General features: G+C 61.1%; 17 protein-coding genes. 11 read left to right on the forward strand and 6 right to left on the reverse strand.

Annotated features, from left to right (window positions below; translation table 11 throughout):
* Positions 1–251: 251 nt before the first annotated feature.
* The 3 genes from DZC52_RS13265 to DZC52_RS13275 are packed head-to-tail and all read right to left on the reverse strand — an operon-like array spanning position 252 to position 3,502.
* Positions 252–962, reverse strand: coding sequence for a hypothetical protein (locus DZC52_RS13265; protein WP_116651632.1), 711 nt, complete (start codon positions 960–962; stop codon positions 252–254).
* 60 nt (positions 963–1,022) lie between these two features.
* Positions 1,023–2,510 (reverse strand): DUF2779 domain-containing protein, encoded by a 1,488-nt coding sequence (locus DZC52_RS13270; RefSeq protein WP_116651633.1) that lies wholly within the window; start codon positions 2,508–2,510, stop codon positions 1,023–1,025.
* Positions 2,507–3,502 carry a helix-turn-helix transcriptional regulator gene (locus tag DZC52_RS13275; protein ID WP_116651634.1) on the reverse strand — a complete coding sequence of 332 codons (996 nt, stop codon included), beginning with the start codon at positions 3,500–3,502 and terminating at the stop codon, positions 2,507–2,509. The genes DZC52_RS13270 and DZC52_RS13275 overlap by 4 nt, the downstream gene beginning before the upstream one ends.
* A gap of 155 nt (positions 3,503–3,657) precedes the next feature.
* Between DZC52_RS13275 and DZC52_RS13280 the strand changes: the two genes are divergently transcribed.
* Positions 3,658–5,736 carry an AAA family ATPase gene (locus DZC52_RS13280; protein ID WP_116651635.1) on the forward strand — a complete coding sequence of 693 codons (2,079 nt, stop codon included), beginning with the start codon at positions 3,658–3,660 and terminating at the stop codon, positions 5,734–5,736.
* A gap of 108 nt (positions 5,737–5,844) precedes the next feature.
* Here DZC52_RS13280 and DZC52_RS13285 read toward each other — a convergent pair whose 3' ends face one another.
* A complete protein-coding gene (locus DZC52_RS13285) occupies positions 5,845–6,390 on the reverse strand; it encodes a hypothetical protein (protein ID WP_116651636.1) in 546 nt (181 codons plus the stop codon).
* Between the two features lie 512 nt (positions 6,391–6,902).
* Here DZC52_RS13285 and DZC52_RS13290 point away from each other — a divergent pair.
* The 3 genes from DZC52_RS13290 to DZC52_RS13300 all read left to right on the forward strand — a co-directional run bounded on the left by DZC52_RS13290 (position 6,903) and on the right by DZC52_RS13300 (position 9,640).
* Complete coding sequence (locus DZC52_RS13290) at positions 6,903–7,613, forward strand: nuclease-related domain-containing protein (protein WP_181918953.1); 711 nt, start codon at positions 6,903–6,905, stop codon at positions 7,611–7,613.
* 175 nt (positions 7,614–7,788) lie between these two features.
* On the forward strand, positions 7,789–8,817 hold the full coding sequence (locus DZC52_RS13295) for a type IV toxin-antitoxin system AbiEi family antitoxin (RefSeq protein ID WP_181918954.1): 1,029 nt from the start codon (positions 7,789–7,791) through the stop codon (positions 8,815–8,817).
* Entirely contained in the window at positions 8,795–9,640 is an 846-nt protein-coding gene (locus DZC52_RS13300) for a nucleotidyl transferase AbiEii/AbiGii toxin family protein (RefSeq protein ID WP_116651638.1), read from the forward strand. Before DZC52_RS13295 ends, DZC52_RS13300 begins: the two co-directional genes overlap by 23 nt.
* Positions 9,641–9,712: 72 nt before the next feature.
* On the opposite strand, the gene DZC52_RS15645 is transcribed toward DZC52_RS13300, so the two are convergent.
* Positions 9,713–9,877 (reverse strand): DUF2269 family protein, encoded by a 165-nt coding sequence (locus DZC52_RS15645; RefSeq protein ID WP_220338387.1) that lies wholly within the window; start codon positions 9,875–9,877, stop codon positions 9,713–9,715.
* Positions 9,878–9,994: 117 nt separating this feature from the next.
* On the opposite strand from DZC52_RS15645, the gene DZC52_RS13310 reads away from it, so the two are divergent.
* Positions 9,995–10,327 (forward strand): helix-turn-helix transcriptional regulator, encoded by a 333-nt coding sequence (locus tag DZC52_RS13310; RefSeq protein ID WP_116651639.1) that lies wholly within the window; start codon positions 9,995–9,997, stop codon positions 10,325–10,327.
* Positions 10,317–11,651, forward strand: a complete 1,335-nt coding sequence (locus tag DZC52_RS13315; RefSeq protein ID WP_181918955.1) for a type II toxin-antitoxin system HipA family toxin — start codon at positions 10,317–10,319, stop codon at positions 11,649–11,651. The genes DZC52_RS13310 and DZC52_RS13315 overlap by 11 nt, the downstream gene beginning before the upstream one ends.
* 117 nt (positions 11,652–11,768) lie before the next feature.
* On the opposite strand, the gene DZC52_RS13320 is transcribed toward DZC52_RS13315, so the two are convergent.
* Positions 11,769–12,914 carry a UPF0149 family protein gene (locus DZC52_RS13320; protein WP_181918956.1) on the reverse strand — a complete coding sequence of 382 codons (1,146 nt, stop codon included), beginning with the start codon at positions 12,912–12,914 and terminating at the stop codon, positions 11,769–11,771.
* 299 nt (positions 12,915–13,213) lie between these two features.
* On the opposite strand from DZC52_RS13320, the gene DZC52_RS13325 reads away from it, so the two are divergent.
* The 5 genes from DZC52_RS13325 (at position 13,214) to DZC52_RS13345 (ending at position 15,681) form a co-directional block, all read left to right on the forward strand.
* Complete coding sequence (locus DZC52_RS13325; protein WP_147307708.1) at positions 13,214–13,963, forward strand: DUF2189 domain-containing protein; 750 nt, start codon at positions 13,214–13,216, stop codon at positions 13,961–13,963.
* On the forward strand, positions 13,954–14,463 hold the full coding sequence (locus DZC52_RS13330) for an RNA polymerase sigma factor (RefSeq protein ID WP_220338388.1): 510 nt from the start codon (positions 13,954–13,956) through the stop codon (positions 14,461–14,463). Before DZC52_RS13325 ends, DZC52_RS13330 begins: the two co-directional genes overlap by 10 nt.
* On the forward strand, positions 14,453–15,031 hold the full coding sequence (locus tag DZC52_RS13335) for a hypothetical protein (protein WP_116651642.1): 579 nt from the start codon (positions 14,453–14,455) through the stop codon (positions 15,029–15,031). Before DZC52_RS13330 ends, DZC52_RS13335 begins: the two co-directional genes overlap by 11 nt.
* Positions 15,032–15,118: 87 nt before the next feature.
* Positions 15,119–15,385: a YlcI/YnfO family protein gene (locus DZC52_RS13340; protein ID WP_116651643.1), complete on the forward strand. Its 267-nt coding sequence runs from the start codon at positions 15,119–15,121 to the stop codon at positions 15,383–15,385.
* Positions 15,382–15,681: a type II toxin-antitoxin system RelE/ParE family toxin gene (locus DZC52_RS13345; protein ID WP_116651644.1), complete on the forward strand. Its 300-nt coding sequence runs from the start codon at positions 15,382–15,384 to the stop codon at positions 15,679–15,681. Before DZC52_RS13340 ends, DZC52_RS13345 begins: the two co-directional genes overlap by 4 nt.
* Positions 15,682–15,773: the final 92 nt, after the last annotated feature.

The raw sequence follows: 15,773 nt of genomic DNA on the forward strand, positions 1-15,773 counted from the left end.
ATTCCAATAGGGACTGCAAAAGAAAGCGACTGCGTACGAACTCCTTACCATCTCTCCAAGCTATTTCCTCCATGGAAGTCCAGTGTCATAGTGTTAATGAGGATGTTGCAAGAGTCCCAAAGCAGCCACGCTCCTGGTTGGTTTAAATCTTAGGGCCCACGTACGCCGACATGCTTTGACGAACGTCAGGCGCGGGTATTGCGGAAGGTCTCTCGAAACCACCCAATCTTCTTTTTCATGAGGGGCTTGATTCACTCGGGTGCGACGAGGCCTGCCTTAGTCTCCCATCTTTGAAGCGACTCGCAAAAGCGAACGGAGACGTGATCTCCGTACCGTTTCACAGTTTGCCTAAATTGCTGAAAAGAGATCCATTCATCAAAATCGTCGTTCTCTTTCTCCAGCGGGTGAATGCAAACAAGATTAATTACAGGATCAGCCGGAAGTATATTCACTTGTCTCAGTTCATTCGTAAAGCCTCGCAGGTTGCTCTGACGCGCGTACACGTCGAGCCCTTCTACGTTGGCGATTACACCAACCCTCTCTAGGTCTTTTAAGAGATGGAGATACTTCCTTTTCGAAGAGCTCGCCGAAATGACCCGGATCAGTCCCTTCAGTAAGGCATTAAAACCTGCATTCTTTGCCTGTTTCAAATAGTCATTCTGCGACAGGCGGGTTGATCCCCCATCGGTCTTGAGCTCTACAAGCCAGACTTTGTTCAAGTCGCTCGAGAAGGCCAAGTAGTCCGCCCGAAATGACTGGTTATTCCCTTTTTCACTGTCAAGGGTCTTTTTGTGGAGTGGGAACTCGGGGATCAGTGTTTCATGGATGTTTAAGCCAGTTCGCACCTCCAGAACCTCGCGTAGGTAGAGTGAAAAGAATATATCTGCTCGGCGTTCCAGCTGGTAAGTCGGAAGGTTCCGCCATTTATCTAACTTCGCGAATAGCTGATCGATTTTTTCCATGCGGTTTTCCTATGGGTAGTTTGCTGTGTACGTACGCAGTATTGGTATACGCATTTTTAACTAGTTCGGGCGATTAGGCGCTCGCTCCCTTAGTTCATTTAGAACGTCAACCATGGCCTGGGTATCTTGCGCGCAGTAGCTTCTAAGCTGCTCGAAGGTCTGCTGCGCATCGGCGCTCGTGGGTTCATTCAGTGCAGCCTCATATGCGGTAGCCGCGGCCATGCCGTCGGAGATGGCCAGGTCGGACCACTTTCTGTCGGGGAGCAGGGCCGGAAGCACGGCCTTGATTGAGAAAGACCCGTTGAAGTCCGGATGGTAGTAGTTTTCGCGAACGACCGGCAGCAAGTCCCACAGGCGTGCCTTGACCGTCTCGATTTCGGTTGCAAGTTCGGGAACCGCAACTGCGAGTTCATTGAGCATTCGGCGCTCGTAGCCGGAGTAGACGACGATGCTGCCGGTATCTCCCACAGCGTGGACCAGGGCGTGTGCAAGCGCGGGCCGCGGATCGGAATCTTCGGTGTGGAGGTGCTCCATGTGCTGCAGCTCACCCTTCGGCGTTTCGTAGTGCAGCGAGAACTGAAAAGGGATCGCCTGGAAAGGGCGTGTGCCCGGATAGCGTGGCAGCGCCGGCTGGAAGGCCTCGAAATCGAGGTAGTAGAGCGGCCACTCGACTTGGGCGAGCGTCTCGCCCAGCTTTCCAGACTGCCAGGGTTGCCCGGTGATGACGGCCTGTCGGATGCGTTCCTGCATCTGGTTGAGATTAAAATCGGCCGGGATGTTTTCGATGCGCTCGATGCCCAGTGCTTGCAGCTCGGCTCGGCGGGTGGGGTGCAGGCGGTGGAGCTGGTCGAGGCCGTTTTCCGGAAACTCTATGCCGTCGCTACAGTGGGCGTAGTAAGGGCACTCGTAGGGCGTGAAGCAGTGATCGCCAATCGGAATTTCGGGCGGATTGGGTCGGGTCAGCATGTCGTGGAACGCTCGCACCTGCTCCCCAATCCGCTTGGAGGCCGCCAGGCAGTGTTCTCTGGACTCGAAGAAGGCGAATAGCTGGTCCAGATCATATTCGCCGCCGGGGTAGACGTAGTTGCGATCGAGAACCAGGATGCCGGCCTGTCGGATATCCAGGCCGGCGCCTGTGGCGACCCAGTGCTGGATGGCGATGTCTTCCTGAAAGACTTCCTTCTCTCCCCGGGTGGCAGCCTTAACTTCGATCAGATCCCAGCCCGCGCCGTTGCGCGCGAGGATGTCGACCCGGATGAACACGCCCTGGTGCTCGATGGCAGCCTCGTAGATCGCCGGTACGGCCGGGTCGGCCATCAGTTTGTTGGTGGCGGCGATGGCCTGCTCACGTTCCCAGGGCTTGAATCCGACCAGGACGCCGCCGGGCCAGCGCTGTTGGGCCAGCTCGCCTACGGCCGTGCCCCGGTCGAAGATGGTCTGAAGCGTTGCGTCAGGCGGCGTCGCCAGATCGCGTCGGTAGACGTCATTCCACAGTCGCAGGGGGCACTGCTGGCCGGCGATGAAGCGGGATTTACTCAGGCGGGTCATGGCGTTTCGTACATGTTCAGCAGTGCTTGGGCATCTCGGCGCATGTCTTCCCGCACGTGCTCGGGCGCGACGACCTCCACGCCGCTCCCGAAGCCCATCAGCCACCAGCGCAGTTGTTCCGAGTCGTTGACGGTCGCACGAATCTCGATGCGGCCATCGTCCAGGGTCTTGTGGGTTTGCTCCGGAGACAGGGGTGTTTCCAGCAAGGCTTTGCCGGCGTAAGCGTCGAATCGGGCGACGAGCGAGATTTTCTCTCCGCTGGAATAGTCAAATCCGCCTTCGCGGATGTACTCGTCGAGGTCGAAGTCTTCTGGTTCATTTGCCGCGTCCTCGAGCAGGTGCGCCGCGCTCATGCGGTGCAGCACCAGCTGCCGGATATCTGTGAAGTCCCAGACGGTGGCGAGCAAGTAGTGAACCGAGTCGCGCACGACCAGGGCGAGCGGGTGCAGGGTCATGCGACGTGGCGCTTCGCGGCTGCGGTTGGTGTAGTCGACTTCAACCTGGCGTCTCTCCAGCAGGCCCTGGTAGACGGCGTCGAGGACGTCCGGCGAGATCTCGGGTGCCTGCAGCTGCATGGACCGCGGCAGGATGCGCACGCGTTTCGTCCAGCGACGGAAACTTCCTGCGTCGGTGGATTCGAGGAACCCGCGCGCGGCGTCGAAGTGGGGCTGGATCTCGTGGGCCAGGCTGCGCGGCAACAGGGGTTGCAGGTGCTGCTCGATGAGCTGCCAGCTCAGCGCTGAAACCGGGTCGTGTCCTGGCAGGGTCACCGTTTCGGCATGTGGTGCCCAGTGCCAGCGCGGCGAGTCGCCCTCGTCGCAGATCAAGGGAAAGGGTGCGGACAGCTTGACCAGGTCGCGCTGAATGGTGCGCAGGTTCACCTCGAAGTCGCGCGCTGCCAGTGCGGCTCGCAGCGACTCGGTGGTGATGCCGGGCGGGCGGCGGGGCACCAGGCTCAGCATGGTGATCTGGCGAAGTGTCGTGTCCGGCATGCTTGCGCTCCCTCTTTCGTCCCCGGCCCCAGTCTAGCCCAGGGCGTTTTTTGCTTGTGCGGCATCGATATCGATTCTCCGGCAGCCCGGCGACAGATTCTGTCGCCATCGCGGGCTATCGTGCCGTTCCGCTAGTTTCGAAGCCGGGGGATGGAATGCACAAGTACGAACGGAAGCTGATGTGGACGATGGTCCGTAACCTGCTGCGCCATCTGCCGGCGCGGCATCCGGCCGTCGATGATCTGTTTCGTCAAAGCGATGAGTTGTTCGTGCTCGGTCGCTATTCGGACACCTGGCTGAAGGCCCGGAGCATGTGCGACGAGCATCCGGAGTGGGTGCCGGATGAACTTCTGCCCGAGACGCATAAGGCCCTGCGCTGGCACGATCTGGCCGAGCTGGAGTGTCGTGCCCTGGGACATATCAGGCCTTCGGCTGTGCGGCGGCGCGTGGATCTGATCGGCCGTCTGTTCGGCATTGATGCGCTGGGCCTGACGCTGCTTGAGTTGCTCTACCTCAAAGAGGTGTCGTCGCTGGCCGGCGACCTGTTTCGATTGTGCGAGCGCGTGTCCACGCGGCCGGCGCTGGCCCTGTCTGTCCTGACGGGCCATTCTGTGATGGCCATCGAGCGTCGACTGGCGCCCACCAGCCCACTGGTGCAGTACGGGTTGTTCGACAGCCCGAGGTTCGCGCGGATCGATCCCCTTCCGGATCTCAGTTCGGCCACCACCGCACTGCTCTCGCAGCCGCTGCGCACGTCCGCCGACGTGCGTCGCGCCCTGCTTGGCCGGCCCATGACATCTGAACTGGATTGGGAAGATTTCAGGCATTTGGGCGACGACGCCGAGTTTATTGTCGATCTTTTGGCCGGCTCGCTTCGGCAGGGCCAGCGGGGCGTCAGCGTTTTGCTTTACGGGCCGCCCGGAACCGGGAAGACCGAGTTTGCCCGTACGCTGGCAGCCAGGCTGAACACCGATCTGTACGCCCTTGGAGAGGAAGACGGCCACGGCGGCTCGCCCGACACCCGGGAGCGGCTGGGCAGCATCCAGATGGCCCAAAGCCTGCTGCGCGACCATGGAGAAGCCTTGTTGCTGATTGACGAGGCCGAGGATGTGCTGGATAGCCCCGGTGCTTCATTCGGCCTGTTCGGGTTCGGGCCGGTGCGCCGGCAACCCCAGACGGCGCGCGTGTTTCTTCATCGCTTGCTGGAGAAAGCGCCGGCACCGATGCTGTGGGTCTGCAACCACATTGGTGGCATCGATTCGGCAGTCCTGCGTCGCTTCAGCTATGTGATGGAAGTCCAGCCGCCTTCGAGGCGTTCCAGGCAGCGCGTCTGGATGCGCAGCCTGGCTCAGCACGGCTACAGAAATTGCGAGCCGCTTGCAGCGCGTTGTGCCGAGCTACCGGTTTCGCCAGGGATTTCCGCGCAGGCCGTCCGTTCGGCGCGCCTTGCTGGCCGTGGCGCGGAGGCGGTCGAACAGGTTGCCCGCCGACTCGGCCAGGGGGTTTCAGGCAAGCCCCTGCCCAGGCGCGATGCGCACTCGACCTCGTTCAGCCTGGACCTGATCTGCGCCGATCAGGACATTGCCGATCTGACCGAACGCCTGGCCCGTCTACGCGAGCCCCGCTTTTCGATCTGCGTTGACGGGCCGCCCGGGACCGGCAAGTCCGCTTGGGTGCGGCATCTGGCCGAGCGGCTGGATATGGAGGTTCGCCTCGAGCGTGCATCGGATCTGCTGGATATGTTTGTCGGTGGTACCGAAGCCAATATCGCTCGGGCGTTCGCTCGCGCCCAGGCAGCCGGGGAGCTTCTGGTCTTTGATGAGGCCGATTCCTTTCTGCAAGACCGGCGCGGTGCTCAGCGAAGCTGGGAGGTGACCGCGGTTAATGAAATGCTGACCTGGATGGAATCGCATCCACTGCCCTTCGCCTGCACGACCAACCTGCTCGATGCGGTGGATCCCGCAGCCATGCGCCGGTTTACTTTCAAGCTGCGCTTCGAGTACCTGGATGAAGCGCGGGTTCAGGCTGCGTTTCGATGTTTCTTCGATGCTGATTGGCCAGGCTCGGTCCCGCCGCCGGATCGCCTGGCCCCGGGCGATTTCGCTGTGGTGCAGAAGCGGGCCAGAATCGAAGGAATCGATGATCGCGTTCGGTTGGCCGAGATGCTGGCCGATGAATGCCGCCACAAGCCGGGCCGGTCGCGAGGCATGGGTTTTCTACAACCGACCGGTTGATGAAAAGCTGGTTTGGGAGCGCTGTATATAGATGCTGGCGGCACGCTATCGGCGGCCGCCAGGCTAGCCCCCAGCGGGGCGATCGTCGCCCCTACTGGCCCAATAGGTTTACATGTCCCTCAGCAGAATCTTGGCGGTGATGACGGCAGGATTGTTCTCGTAGCCCATATCGCTGAATCGCATCACCTGCTCCCGGATGTCCTCCGGCGACAGGAAGTACCAGCCCTGGGAATCCATGAGCGCCTTGACCTGGGTGGATTCCCGGCGATGCACCTTGCCGGCCGCCAGCCCGAGCCGCAGATTCGTCTTCTGCGAGATCATTCCCAGCGACAGCAGCTCCAGGCGCAGTCGCTCCAAGACGACTTGCCGATAGTTCACGCAGGTAAACAGCTTGTATCGGCCTTCGGGTTTCTCGTGGGTTTCGCTCAGCTGATCCAGGCTGACTCCTGGTGAGTCGAGAAAGGATTTGGCCTCCAGAACCAAGAGCTCCTCGGCCTCGCGCTTGTAGGCCAGGATGTCGATCTCCGGTCGCGGCATCGAGTGGCGACCGACTTTTCGCTTTTCTTCCTTGGTTAAGTCGACCTTGAAGGATCGCCGCACCCAATAGCCAGCGGCTTCCAGAAGATCTGAGACGATGGTTTCGAAGTGGTCCATAGGCTTTCTTCTTTTAGCGGTTGGAGAATCGGAGTTTGTCACCGCGGATTTCCTGGTGCCGAGGCTTGTGCAAGGGCTGTTGTGGTGGGAGCTGGACGAGGTAGCGCTGTTGGCTGCCCGAACCGGCTGCCTGGCCAATTATGACCACCGGTTCGCCAGTTGCCTTCAGTGTGGCCCGACTTGACTGTTGCATGGAATCTCTCCTTCGTCGATCTCTCGAACGGAAGAGCGTAGGGGGTGGTTGCGACAGATGCTGTCGTCAGATGGCGTGGTTTAATACGTGGATTCAGGGGCAACCCGACCATGGAGTGCCTTGGCCTGCGCCCCAGTCCGCTGCTTGCAGTTTTGTCTAGCCGCCCAACCGATAGAGTGCCAGTCTCTCGGTTTCTCCGAAGCTGTAGTCGATGCGAGGCCGTGCTATGCCCCTCGGGCCGCAGATGTACTTGACGAACCTCCCGAATCGACGTTTAATTCACTGGGCGTATTTGGGGTTAGCAATTCAAGGGGGCTTTGTGCTCGATACGGTCGATCTCTTAGGGATTTTGTGGTCTTCGCTGGGCTGGATTCTGCCCTTCATGCTTGTCGTTACGGGTCTTCAGATCGCGTTCAAGGCGCGTACGCAGGGCTGGATCGGCGAGCGCATCGTAGCCGGCGGGTTGAAGAAGCACGTGCATGCGTCGCTTCATGACGTGATCCTGCCAGATGGCCGCGGCGGCCTGACGCAGATTGATCATCTTCTGCTCAATGACCAGGGCGTCTGGGTCATCGAGACGAAGGCCTTTACCGGCCGGATCTTTGGGCGCGAGCGCGACCGGCAGTGGACGCAGCGGCTTGGTCGAAAATCATTCAGGATCGGCAATCCGCTTCGGCAGAACTATGGCCATCTCAAGGCGGTGGAGGCGATTGTCGGCCAAGACATGCCCGTTCTGGGGCGGGTGGTCATGGCCGGCTCGGCTAGCTTTCCGAAGGGAATGCCATCGGGAGTATCCACCGGCCGCGCGTTTCGGCGCGAGCTGGCCGGTTCACGGACCGGTCAACAATTGCCTGGTGACTGGGTGCGCGCCTGGCGTGAACTCGAATCGCAGGTGCAAAGCGAACCCGAGGCCCGAAAGGCCCATCGCCGCCAACTGGAAGAGAAGCATGGGCGTGATCTTCGGCCAGTTGTCGGGGCAGCCATGTTGGGTACCGGGCTGTTGCTGGCCGCCTGGATGGTCGTTACCTGACTGGCGTCACGGCGCTCCCGGTATCAAAGTGCTCCTCGTAGATGCGGCAGTGCCGCCTCATCTCGCGCTTCGCCGTGTGCTCTACGCGGTACCTTGGAATCGCCCTCAGGAAGAGCTTTCCCAGCCATTTGTTCACCATTGCAACCTGTCCACGAAACGTGGACAATGGCAAATAATGGACAAGCAGACAGAAAGCAGAAGACGTCTGGTCAAAGAAGCGACTGCAGCGCTTCAGGTGCCAGGGCTTGCGCTTGAGCTACAGCCGAGTTCCAGCGTCGAGCGGCAACGAGGAGCCGATGACGTGGTTTATGTGCGACACGGGGACCGGCGCATCGAGTATCGCGCCGAGGTCAAGCGCAACCTTCGGCCGGCAACGCTCGGGGCCGTGCTTCAGCAGCTCCGGGCATTGGATGCACGTCCCTTGCTCGTTTCCGATCACATCAACCCGCCAATGGCAGCACGCCTGCAGGAAGCCGGTGTAGAGTTCATCGATACGGCCGGTAATGCCTGGCTGAGCGATCCACCGCTATGCGTCTGGGTTACTGGCCGGCGCCCTCCGGAAACTACTGAGGACAGAATTGGACGAACGGGGCGGGCTTTTCGTGCCAGTGGCTTGCGGGTGTTGTTTGCGTTGTTGTGCAAGCCTGGGATGGTTGACAGTCCCTACAGGGAAATTGCCCGATTGGCTGGCGTAGCTCACGGGACTGTTGGTTGGGTGATGGCGGAGCTGCCGAAGCTCGGGTATGTAGCGACCTATCGCAAGGAGCGAGTTCTGGTAAAGCCTGAGCGCTTGCTCAGAGAGTGGGCGGAAGCCTATGCACGGACCCTGCGCCCTAAGCAGGTGCTTGGCCGCTACTTCACTAATGACATCGGCTGGTGGAAAGACGAGGTTACGACTGAGTTCGGATTCAACCTTGGCGGAGAAGCCGCTGGCGCGCGAGTGACCAGGTACCTCAAACCTGCAACTATCACCCTCTATGGTGATGATATCAGCGCGGAACTACTGGCTCGCTTTCGGCTGCGCAAGGATCCGCAAGGCAATGTGGAACTCATGAAGCGATTCTGGGAGTTTGATAAGAGCAAGCCGCTTGTTCCCCTGCCACTGGTCTACGCTGATTTGTTGGCAACCGGCGAAACGCGATGCATTGAAACCGGAGAAATGATCTACAAGAAGATTGTCGATGGATTTGAGCGCGCGGACTGAGCTGGACTATCTCGCCCGAATTGTCGAGGTCGTTAATGAAGCGGTGCCTGGAGCGGAGTGGATTCTGGTCGGGGCGCTGGCCCGGGATTTGCTACTCCACTACGCGCATGGCATCGCAATCTCTCGCGCCACAACCGACGTGGATTTGGCGATTGCCGTTCGCAGCTGGGAGCACTTTTCGACTACTCGACAGGCCCTGCTGGATTCCGGCCGCTTCGAATCGGTGCGTGGAGTTGAGCACCAGGTTACCTTTGACCGTGACATAAAGATTGACTTAGTGCCCTTCGGCGGTATTGAACGATCGGATGGCACGATAGCCTGGCCTCCAGGCGGCCATCCGTCAATGACCGTGACTGGATTCTCCGAGGCGCTGCGAACAGCGAATCAGGTTGCCCTGCCGCATGGGCAGCGAGTAGCAGTTGTTTGCTTGCCCATGCTCTTGCTCTTGAAGCTAATGGCCTGGCAAGACCGTAGGCATCGCCGTCCAGGCGTCGACGCCGAAGACATCATGCTGATCCTCCGAAACTATACGGATTGCGGGAATCTTGAAAGGATGGCGGCACAGCATGCGGACCTGATGGAACGCGCTGACTTTGACTATGAGCTCGCTGGAAGCATCCTTGCTGGCCGTGATCTGGCCGGTTTGTTGGCCGAAGCGGAAGAAGATTCACCGAGTGCTCTTGAGCTGGCCAGGGAAATAGTCCGCCTCCAAATACAGTCTGAAGGCCCGGGACCATTGGTCGGGGATGTTCGCGCAACAGACATGGATAACTTTCGAAAGCTACTGGAGGCCTTCTCCAACGGGCTCTCGTTGGATGAATAGTGGATCACGCGATAAGTTGGGTAACGCTCAGCCGCAAAACAATCGTTGTGGACAAGCGCGGCGGGCTCTGCTTCAAGCCAGCACCGGCTTGAAGACCATCAGGTAGAAGATGCCAAGTATCGCGAGGAACGCCGGCCAACCCAGGCCGAACCAGTAGCGCATCAGGCGATAAAGTTCCTCGCTGACCGGCTGGAGGGTGACGCGGTGTCCGTTTAACCGAACGCGAGGCGCTTCCAAGCACACTTAAACGAACGCTGACTTGATGTTTGGCCCGCCCTATGCCTATTATGTTCATTATCCTGAACATTTAACCGCTTGCAGTCAATCAAACTGGGCAATAGGTATGCATTAGCCATGAAGCGCAAGCGAACTTACGCGCGCCAGACGCGCGAGGCACTCTCGATCCTGGGGAAGCTGATCCGCATTGGGCGGATGGAGCGCGGCATGACGGCACAGGAACTGGCCGACCGAGCCGGAATCAGCCGAACCACCCTCCATAACATCGAGAAGGGCGCACCAGGCGTCGAGATCGGTACCGTGTTCGAGGCCGCTTCGGTGGCGGGTGTGCGCCTGTTTGACGATGATGAGGCAGCGCTTCGCACCGAAAACGCTCGCCTCGACGAAAAACTGACGCTGCTCCCGAAGAGTGTCCGTGCCTCCCGCACGGAAGTCGATGATGACTTCTGATCGCAAGACACCAGACAGCGTCTATGTGTGGACCTGGCTGCCGGGTGAGACCGAGCCGGTCGTGGCCGGACGCATCACGATGGATGGCGGCCGCTACATCTTCAACTACGGTGCCAGCTATCTCGGGCGCAACAACGCCATCCCGATCTATGAACCCGAGTTGCCACTGAGGCGTGGCCGAATCGACCCGCTTCCGAACATGGAGATGGCAGGCTGCCTGCGTGATGGCTCGCCGGACGCCTGGGGCCGCCGCATCATCATCAATCGGCTCGTCGGGCCGAAGGCCGCCGATCGGGGCGCGGACGACCTGAACGAGCTTACCTACTTGATCGAGTCTGGCTCGGACAGGATCGGCGCACTCGATTTCCAGCGCTCGGCTACTGAGTACGTGCCGCGGGCTTCGGCTCAGGCGAGCTACCAGGAGCTGCTCGAGGCAGCCGACCGCGTCGAAAAAGGCCTCCCTCTCGCACCGCCGCTCGACCAGGCGATCAATCGCGGCACATCGATCGGGGGCGCGCGACCGAAGGCCCTGATCGATGATGGCGAGCGCAAGCTGATCGCCAAATTCTCATCGAGCAAGGACGTCTATAGCGTCGTGAAGGCCGAGTTCATGGCCATGCGGCTTGCGGCCTCGTGCGGGCTCGACGTCGCGCCTGCCGCGATCTTCGAGACAGCCGGCAAGGATATCCTGCTCCTCGAGCGCTTCGACAGGATCAGGGCGGACAGCAAGTGGCAGCGCCGTGCCATGGTCTCGGCGCTCACCATTCTCGAACTCGGTGAGATGGAAGCGCGCTACGCGTCCTTTGAGGACCTTGCCGAGCGCATTCGCCACACTTTCACCGATCCGAAGGACACGCTCCGCGAGCTCTACGGGCGGATCTGCTTCAACGTGCTGTGCGGGAACACGGACGATCACGCGCGCAACCATGCCGCCTTCTGGGACGGCAGGATGCTGACGCTCACACCCGCCTACGATATCTGTCCGCAGGGCCGCGCCGGCAACGAGGCGACGCAGGCGATGCTCATCAAGGGCGAGAGCCGCATGAGTACGCTCGCCACGTGCCTGTCGGCGTGCACGGACTTTCACTTGAGCGAAGACGAGGCCACAGCGGTTATTGAAGGGCAAATCGATGCCATCGCGCACAACTGGGCATCACTCTGCGATGAGGCAGCGCTGAGCCCGGTCGACGCCAGACTCCTTGCCGGGCGACAGTTCCTCAACCCCTACTGCGTACAAGGCCTGGGCGGGAAGCACAACGCACTCACAGAACATTTCGAGGATGCAAGAGCGCGCATAGTCGATCTGAGCGCGCAGGATAGATAACTTTCTTGCGCGGCCAAACCGTGTCGAGCGACAGCCATCTTCATGCACCTGTGGGGTGGGGTTCTCAGTTGCTGATGGCGTTTCCTTACTCGGTCTTGTCGGGCTCCCAGGGCCTCGTCAATGCAGGCGCCCAGCGCCGGGCCGGCCGCAGCATTTCTTGTACTTCTTGCCGCTGCCGCAGGGACAGGGCTGGTTGCGGCCGATCTTCTCGGAGCGAACCGGTTGCTGTGGAGAGGGTTCAGGCGGCAGTTGGCGGTATGCCAGACCGAGGGCGGCATATTCCAGCACGGCCTGTTCGATGAGTGCGTGAAACTTGCTGGCCAATTCCTCCAGGGTGGGGCTGCTGCTCGTCGAGTCCCGGGCAATCTCCTCGACCACCCGCTCGGCCATGGCGCGGTCGGTGAAGAACGCAAACACGGTCAGCCCCATGCCCTGCGCGCGATCGTCGTCGTCGCCTGCTTCCAGCACCGCATCCCAGCTCTGCTCCAGCCAGTTGTGGCCTTCGATGAGGCCGCGGCACCAGCGCGAGAAGTTGTTGTCCCCTTCCAGGATGCGCAATGGCTCCGGGTCGGGCGCGCAGTCTTCCGGGACGGCTGGCTGATCCCGATCCATGCGGTCGGCAATCCAGTTCATCAGCGCCATGCGCGCTTCGCTGACTGCCTGCAATTCGTCGTGATCGGCGAACCGCGCTTCGCCCTGAACGATCTCGATCCACTCCGAGGGCATGACCAGGTCGGGGCAGGCCTGGACCGCCAGCAGGAAGCCGGCCGTCTCCGGCCAGGACATGGCTGCCGCCTCGGCATGGCGCTCGCCGAAATCGATCAGCACCTGCCGGTGTTCGTCGCTGAACACTGGCACACCGCCAGCGGGCCTTCCGGGCGCATCGTCGCCGGCCTCGCCAATCGCGATCTCGGCCGGATCGATCTGCTCCAGCGCACGGGCGAAGGCGGCCGCGTCGTAGTGCTGTTCCCCCGACGCCACCGCAGCCAATGAATCGGCCATGACGTCGCTCATGGCATCGATGGCCGTGACCCGGTCGACGCCGGCGTCTAGCAGACGCTTTAGCGTGGCGCGAGTAACCGGCGGGTCGTTCATGGCGACCTGGTTTTCCACCGCGAGAATGGGCACCGCTTCGAGCACGCAGTCCTCGATGTCCCGGCCGGTCAGCTCTGCGACCCAGCACTCGATGGCGTAGAGGCGCTCGCCCTCGTCGATCGACAACCACTCTTCGGGATCAACTTGCTGGGCAGGGTTGTAGTCCATGGCGTTTCCGGGTTGGCCTTTGTGCTTTGACATCTTGCACGATTGTCCATGATCGTGAGATCTCGGCCAAGATCTGGCGCCATGCCGGGCTCAGCGTGGCTGATTGGTATCCCTGGCGCCTGTGCCATGAGTCATCCAAGATGTCGGCTAGAACTACGCCAACCATCGATGTTGACTGCGAATCCGGTCCGGCTCCTTCCCTTGAACCGGGTCCCGACTCTCATTGCATGAATTGCCTGTCAGGTTTGCCGGGCCCCGGGCGTCTACAGGGATCAAGCCAACAGATCACCGGAACCCCCATGAGTACAACCCATGCTATCGACCCCGCTACTGCTTCCGAAACCGGTTCACCGGGCATGCGGTGGTTCATCCACTGGCTCGTGGGCGGTTGGCGGTTGTTTCTCCGCGCTCCTGTGAGGTTGTTCGCCATGATGGTGCTGCTCTTCGCGGTCGAGATCCTGGTTCAGGTCGGCGTCCCGTCGGTGGGCATACCCGTTTCGAAATGGGTGCTGGGCCTGCTCGGTGGTGTCTGTTGGCTGGCACTGGACCGGCTCGACATCGACGGGCGCTTGCGCCTGTTCGACGCGGCACGTCGGGTCGGTCGCCGGTGGCCTGCGCTGGCCGGGCTGGCCCTGATTTCGCTGTTCGTTTACCTGCTGCAGGTCGCTGTCGGCTGGCTGGTTCTGGGCCCCGGCGCGATCGATCTGCTGGTTTTCGCGAGCCCGGACGCGGGTGTGGCGGCGAGCTCCTGGGAGCTGGGGCTGATATTCTCTGCCGGAGTTCCCTTCTCGACGCTGCTGATGTTCGCGCCCCCGATGCTGCTGATCGAAGGAATGTCTGAAGGACGGTCCGTCGTCGCCAGCGTGCGATTGGTGCTGCGCCATGCCGTGCCGATGGGGCTGCTGGCCCTGCTGACCATGATTCTTGTCTTCCTGGCGCCGGCGACTTTCCTGTTGCCCGTTCTGCTCACCGGGCCCTGGTTGCTCTGCGTCGGGCTGGTGGCTTTCCGGGACATTGCGCGTCAATCCCGGGAGGCGCTGTGGCGCTGAGCGAATCCGACGCCCGGCTGAAGGAACTGCTGCGCGAGTTCGGCCCTATGCTCTCGCGCGTGGCCATGAGCTATGAAGCGGATGCGGCGCTTCGCGAGGACCTGCTGCAGGAGATCGTGTTCTCGATCTGGAAGGCGCTGCCGTCCTTTCGCGGACAGGCCAGCCTGAAGACTTTCGTCGCGCGGGTGGCGCACAATCGCGCGGTGGATCATGTGATGCATCGCCAGCGCATTCTCGATCGACATACTTCCGGTGAAGACCCCGCAGAGATTTCCGGGGCCGGAGATCGATCGCTGCACCAGCAGTTCGACCTGGCCGGCGCCATTCGACGATTGCCCCTGACCTATCGCCAGTGCGTCGAGCTGATGCTGGAAGGCTTCAGCCATGCCGAAATCGGCGAGACCCTGGCGCTGGAGGAAAACGCCGTTGCACAACGCCTGCGCCGCGGCCGCCAGCGATTGAAAGCCATGCTTGCAAAGGATGATGCCCATGAACACTGATCCCGAACTGGCGCAATGGCAGCGCCAATGGCAGGCGTCGTCATCCGCCGCGCCGGATGTAGAAGCCCTGATCGCCACGGCCCGACGACGCAACCGCCGCGAGAAGGTGGTCACTGCGCTCGAGGTGCTGCTCGGCTTCGTTGCCGTCGCGGGCTGTCTGGCTACAGCATTGGCGCCCGACCTGCATGCCCTCGAGCGCGCGGGCCTTCTCGGCGCGGCCGGCCTGGCCGGCGGTTTCGTCGTGTGGGTTTACCGCCAGAGGCGGCGCAACTGGTTGCACGGGCCCATGGACGCGGCCCGGCTGATCGAGCTGGAACGTCAGCGGCTGCGGACCCGCATCCGCTACTGGCGGGTCAACCTGTGGGGTGTGGCGGCGCTTCTACTCTTCACGCTCGCCGCCGCGCTGTTCCATGGGATCAACGGAACCGAGGATGCCACCCGGTGGGCGGTTTCGGCCGGCGCCCTTCTGGCCATCATGATCGCCACGGGCCTGCTGTCCGCGATGGTCCGCAAGCGCGCAGAACGCCAGCTCGAGCGCCTGGATAACCTGGATTCGTCGGCGACCTGAGGCCCGCGACACGGCAAGGCGGCGTTGCGCGACGTTCCAGGCTTCGGGTAGAGTGTATAGCAAATGCGATACAACTAGGTCCCGACCATGAAATCAGCAACAATTCCGCCGCTTCGCGTCACGCCTGAACTTCGTCAGGATGTGGAAAGTGTGCTCCGGGAAGGGGAATCGCTCAGCGGCTTTCTCGAGGAGTCTCTGCGGCGCCAGATCGAGCACCGCAAGTTCCAGCAGTCCTTCCTCGAACGCGGCCTTGCGTCTCGTGACTCCGCGCGGGCCTCTGGTGAGTATGCTTCGAAGGATGAGGTGATGGACTCGCTTCATTCCATGCTCGAGGCGGCGCAAGGCAAGAAGTGAGTTTTCGTGTTCGTTTCACGATCGAGGCCAAGGTCGATCTCGAGCGACTTTATCGTTTCCTGATCGAGCAAGACGTTCAGGCAGCAGAAAGAGCGCTGCAATCCCTGGAGCATGGCTTCACCTTTCTTGAGGAATCTCCGTTCTCCTGCAGCCGAGTGGAGGGTGCTGATCCATTCCTGCGCGAATTGCTCATCTCCTTCGGCCATTCCGGCTATGTCGCCTTGTTCGAGATCGAAGATGACGAGACCGTAACGGTCCTTGCCATTCGGCATCAGCGCGAAGAAGACTATCAATAGATTTGAAGTGACTAGGGACCCTCTGAAAAAGTCTGCGCGGGCGCGACGCGGTCTTTGCGGGAGGCTCCGTTTCGGCTTCGGTGAGCGTGGTT

It is taken from the genome of Wenzhouxiangella sediminis (assembly GCF_003410055.1).
In the GTDB taxonomy this organism is placed as follows: Bacteria; Pseudomonadota; Gammaproteobacteria; order Xanthomonadales; family Wenzhouxiangellaceae; genus Wenzhouxiangella; species Wenzhouxiangella sediminis.

Excerpts from the sequence above, each read along its gene's own strand:
- DZC52_RS13265 (WP_116651632.1), bottom strand. The coding sequence starts at position 962 with ATGGAAAAAATCGATCAGCTATTCGCGAAGTTAGATAAATGGCGGAAC.
- DZC52_RS13270 (WP_116651633.1), bottom strand. The coding sequence starts at position 2,510 with ATGACCCGCCTGAGTAAATCCCGCTTCATCGCCGGCCAGCAGTGCCCC.
- DZC52_RS13275 (WP_116651634.1), bottom strand. The coding sequence starts at position 3,502 with ATGCCGGACACGACACTTCGCCAGATCACCATGCTGAGCCTGGTGCCC.
- DZC52_RS13280 (WP_116651635.1), top strand. The coding sequence starts at position 3,658 with ATGCACAAGTACGAACGGAAGCTGATGTGGACGATGGTCCGTAACCTG.
- DZC52_RS13285 (WP_116651636.1), bottom strand. The coding sequence starts at position 6,390 with ATGGACCACTTCGAAACCATCGTCTCAGATCTTCTGGAAGCCGCTGGC.
- DZC52_RS13295 (WP_181918954.1), top strand. The coding sequence starts at position 7,789 with ATGGACAAGCAGACAGAAAGCAGAAGACGTCTGGTCAAAGAAGCGACT.
- DZC52_RS13300 (WP_116651638.1), top strand. The coding sequence starts at position 8,795 with ATGGATTTGAGCGCGCGGACTGAGCTGGACTATCTCGCCCGAATTGTC.
- DZC52_RS13310 (WP_116651639.1), top strand. The coding sequence starts at position 9,995 with ATGAAGCGCAAGCGAACTTACGCGCGCCAGACGCGCGAGGCACTCTCG.
- DZC52_RS13315 (WP_181918955.1), top strand. The coding sequence starts at position 10,317 with ATGACTTCTGATCGCAAGACACCAGACAGCGTCTATGTGTGGACCTGG.
- DZC52_RS13320 (WP_181918956.1), bottom strand. The coding sequence starts at position 12,914 with ATGGACTACAACCCTGCCCAGCAAGTTGATCCCGAAGAGTGGTTGTCG.
- DZC52_RS13325 (WP_147307708.1), top strand. The coding sequence starts at position 13,214 with ATGAGTACAACCCATGCTATCGACCCCGCTACTGCTTCCGAAACCGGT.
- DZC52_RS13335 (WP_116651642.1), top strand. The coding sequence starts at position 14,453 with ATGAACACTGATCCCGAACTGGCGCAATGGCAGCGCCAATGGCAGGCG.
- DZC52_RS13340 (WP_116651643.1), top strand. The coding sequence starts at position 15,119 with ATGAAATCAGCAACAATTCCGCCGCTTCGCGTCACGCCTGAACTTCGT.